The following is a 4734-nucleotide window of genomic DNA, read 5'->3' on the forward strand; positions in this document are numbered from 1 at the left end:
GGTCAGCGCGTTCGGCGTCGTGCGGCCGTCGGCCAGGTCGCCCAGGGCGGTCGACAGTTCGTGCCGGTCGCGGCCGACGACGGCGGCGCGGTACTCCAGGTGTGCGCGGGTCTCGACCAGAGACCGGGCGATATCCGCGGGATCGGCATCGGGCCGGTCGGCCACCCAGTCGCGCAGCCGCTGCGCCTGCGCACGCAGGCCCGCCTCGGATTTCGCCGACAGCACCCAGGCCAGGGCGGGAGCCATTTCCGTTGTCCGAACCGGGTTCTCGACCGCCGGCGCCTCTTCCACGATCACATGGGCGTTGGTGCCACTGATCCCGAACGAGGACACTCCGGCCCGGCGCACCCGGGCGCCGGGCGCCCAGGGCCGCGCCTCGGTCAGCAGTTCCACGGCCCCCGCCGACCAATCGACGTGCGGAGACGGCCTGCCCACATGCAGGGTCGCGGGCAGCACCTGGTGCCGCAGCGCCTGCACCATCTTGATCACCCCACCGACCCCGGACGCCGCCACCGAATGTCCGATATTCGACTTCAGCGAGCCGATGCGCACCGGCTCGGTGCGGCCCTGGCCATAGGTGGCGATCAACGCCCGCGCCTCGATCGGATCACCCAGCGGCGTGCCGGTGCCGTGCGCTTCGACGGCGTCGATATCGGCGGGCTCCAATCCGGCGGCGGCCAGGGCCGCGTTGATCACGCGCTCCTGCGAGGGACCGTTGGGCGCGGTCAGGCCGTTCGAGGCGCCGTCGGAGTTCACCGCGCTGCCGCGCAGGACCGCCAGAACATCGTGCCCACGCCGACGGGCGTCCGAAAGCCGTTCCAGGACGAGGACTCCCACTCCTTCCGACCAACCGACGCCGTCGGCGTCGGCGGAAAACGATTTGCACCGCCCATCCGCTGCCAGCCCCCGCTGGCGGGCGAAATCCACGTACAGTTCCGGACTGCCGGAGACCGACACACCACCGGTCAGCGCCAGATCGGTCTCGCCGTTGCGCAGGGCCTGACAGGCCAGGTGCAGGGCGACCAACGACGACGAGCAGGCGGTGTCCACGGTCATCGCGGGCCCCTGCAGGCCCAGCACGTAGGCGACGCGGCCCGAGGTCACACTGTCGGAGTTACCGGTCATGCGGAAACCCTCGTAGCGGCCGGTCACCCGTTCCGCGTAGCCGGAGGGCGTAGCGCCGACGAAGATCCCGGTTCCGCTGCCCCGCAGCGAGGTCGGATCTATTCCCGCGCTCTCCAGTGCCTCCCAGCAGGATTCGAGCATCAGGCGCTGCTGCGGGTCCATCGCCACCGCTTCGCGCGGGCTGATCCCGAAGAACCCGGGATCGAAAGCTCCGGCGTCGTCCAGGAATCCGCCTTCCCGCACATAGGTCGTACCGGGTTTGTCGGGGTCCGGATCGATCAACCGGTCGAGATCCCAGCCGCGGTCGGTGGGGAACGGCGCGATCGCGTCCGTCCCGGCCGCCACCAGGTTCCACAGCTGCTCCGGCGAGCTCACACCGCCCGGATAGCGGCAGCTCATCCCGACCACCGCGATGGGTTCGTCGACGCGGGCCCGGCGCGGGGCCCGGGCGGCGACGGCGGGGCGCGGCGCATCCGCGAGGTGAGACAGCAGATAGGCCGCCACCGCGTTCGCCGTCGGGTGATCGAACACCAGCGTCGCGGGCAGCGTCATCCCGGTGGCCTTGGCCAGGCGGTTGCGGAACTCGACACCTGCGAGCGAGTCGAAACCCAGCTCGGTGAAAGCGGTTTCGGGGTCGACAGCGGTCGCCGACGAATGCCCGAGAACCGCGGCGGCGGCCTCGCGGACGAGGGCCAGCGCGACCTCGGGCTGCTCCTGCGGTGTGGCCGCGGCGAGCCGGCCGGTCGCGGTGCCCGCCGGGGTCGCGGCGGACGCGGTCGTCGCGATCAGCGAACTCAGTACCTTCGGCAGCGCGCCCGCCTCGGCCTGTTCGGCCAAACCGGTGGTGTCGAAATCGGCGGCGACGACGAGTTCGGTGTCGGCCCGCACCGCCGCGTCGAACAACGACAGGCCCATCCGCTCGTCCAGCGCCCGGAAACCCAAGCGGCGCAACCGGTCCAGGCCGGCCGCACCGAGTTCGCCCGTCATGCCGTGGCTCGCCTGCCACGGCCCCCACGCCACCGAGACGCCGGGCAGGCCCTGTCTCCGCCGCATCCGCACCACGGCGTCGGCGAAGGCGTTGGCCGCGGCGTAGTTGCTCTGCCCGGGCGCCCCGGCCAGACCGGCCACCGACGAGAAGACGATCAACGCGGCGCCGTTCGCGGCGCTCGCCCGATGCAGCGCCCAGGTGCCGTCGACCTTCGGTCGCAGCACCCGATCCAGTTGCTCGGCCGACAGGGTTTCCACGGTGCCGTCCTCGACCACGCCCGCCGCGTGCACGATCGCCGACAGCGGCCGGTCCGCCGGAAGTGCGGCGACGAGCTGGGCGACCGCCGCCGCATCGCTCACATCGCACGCCGCTACCTCGGCGTCGGCGCCCAGGGCGGACAGCTGCGCGACCAGCTCGGCCACCCCGGCACCGGCCCGTCCGCGCCGGGATACCAGCAGCAACCGGCCCACCCCGTATTCGGCGGCCAGATGCCGGGCGACCAGTGCGCCGAGTCCGGAGGTACCACCGGTGACGAGCACCGTCCCCGCATGCCACGGCACGGGCGTGTCGGCGGTGCGCGCCGGAGCGGTCGTCCGGCGCACCCGAGCCGCGAACAGCGCACCCGACCGCAACGCCAGCTGCGGTTCCGCCGTGGCGCTCGCGCGGAAAACCGTTGCGGCGTCGCACTCCTCGTCGCTGTCGAGCAGCACGATCCGGCCCGGATGTTCGGCCTGGGCGCTGCGAACCAGACCCGCCACCGCCGCCGCGACGGGATCGCAGGTCTCGCCCGGCCCCCAGCCGTCGCGGGTCGCCACCACCAGCCGCGAATCCGCAGTCTCGGGTGCGGTCAGCCACGAACGCAGGATGTCGAGGGCGGCGGCCACGGTATGCCGTCCGCGCTCGGCGAGAGATTCCGGATCGTCGGCGTCCGCCGGCCCGATACCGTCGCCGGCCACCCAGATCGCGGTGTCGCCCGCGGTGATCTCGGCCGGTCCCGCTATCCGCCGATCGATTCCGCGCACGGTGCCGCCGCCCAGCACGACGCACGACGTCGGTTCGCCCGCCGCCGCGCCGCCGGCGACCCGGATCCACTCCACGTGGTGCAGCGGCACGGTCGTCACCCCGGCGCGCACCCGTTCCACCGTCCGCCGCTCGACCGGATGAACCTCGATCGTGGCGGCGCTCAGCACCGGCGCACCGGACTCGTCGACCGCATCGAGCCGAATCCTGTTGTTGCCCAGCATGATCGCCCGCGTCCGCACCGATCCCGATCCGACCCGCGTCAGGCGCAGTTCGTGGAACGACACCGGCAGCGGAACCCGGCCGGCGGGCAACTCGTCCATGACGAAATCGAGCGCCGGATGCAGGCAAGCGTCGAACAGCGCGGGATGAATTCCGAAACCGCTCGCCTGGGCCGAGGCGTCCGCATCCAACGACACCTCGGCGAACACCTCGTCGCCGCGCCGCCATAGCGCACGCATGCCGCGGAAGGACGGCCCGTAGGCCATGCCCAGGCCGGCCACCCGCCGGTACACCGTGGTCACGTCGAGCGGATCGGCGTCCTCCGGCGGCCACACCCGATCCCAGCCGACCTCGGCCGAGTCGCCGGGAGCGGCGGACAGCGTTCCGGTCGCGTGCGGCACCCAGTCCGCGCCGGTGTCGCGGCCCGCCGGCCGTGAATAGATCGTGAATTCCCGTCCGCGTTCGGCATCGGCGGCAGCGACCGCGACCTGCAACTCGACCTCGCTGTCGCCGAGCACCAATGGGATGTCGAACGATGCCTGGGCCACCACGGGCAGGCCGAGCCGTGCACCGATCGCCGAGGCCAGCTCGAGATGCGCGGTTGCCGGCACCACCGGAGTCCCGAACACCGGGTGGTCGGCGACCCAGCTGTGCCGGTCGGCCGATACGCTGCCGGTGAACAGCCATTCGTCGGTGCCCGCCACCGGTACGGCGGCCCGGAGCACCGGATGGTCGAGCCCGCCCACCGGCGCCCGGTTCGCGGTCAGCCAGTAGCGGCGACGCTGGAAGACGTAGGTGGGCAACGGGATTCGCACCGGCGCCCGGCCGGCGAACAGCGGCTCCCAGTTCACCTCGATCCCGGCGATCTCCGCCTCGGCGAGCAGGGTGACCAGTCGGCGGGCCTCGTCGGCACCGCGGCGCGACGACGCCGCGATCATCGATCGCGACTCGATCTCGGGGGGCAGGCACTGCCGGGTCATCGGGGTCAGCACCGCGTCGGGTCCCACCTCTACGAAGCGCCGGACACCCATGTCCACCAGCGTCTGCACGCTGGGCGCATAGCGCACGGTGTCCCGGATATGTCCCGCCCAGTACAAGGAATCGGCGAACGCGTCGCCGCCCGGGACGGCGAAGACGTTCGAAATCACGGGCACCAGGGTGCTGCCGTAGGTCAGCCCGGCCGCGAATGCCTCGAATTCCGGCAGGATCGGATCCATCAGCGGCGAGTGGAAGGCATGGCTGACCCGCAGTCGCGAGGTTTTCACCCCGTCCGCGCGCAGCCTGGTCTCCAGCTCGGCGATTGCCTCCTCGACACCGGAAAGCACCACGGCCTCAGGGCCGTTCACGGCCGCGAGGGCTACCCGGCCGCGGTAATCGGT

At 72.2% G+C, this 4734-nt stretch carries 1 protein-coding gene; it reads right to left on the reverse strand.

From position 1 onward, the window contains the following. The coding region (locus tag NMI01S_RS33590; protein WP_157126514.1) for a type I polyketide synthase at positions 1 to 4734 on the reverse strand (4734 nt) is incomplete at both ends.

This window comes from Nocardia mikamii NBRC 108933 (assembly GCF_001613505.1).
GTDB lineage: Bacteria > Actinomycetota > Actinomycetes > Mycobacteriales > Mycobacteriaceae > Nocardia > Nocardia mikamii.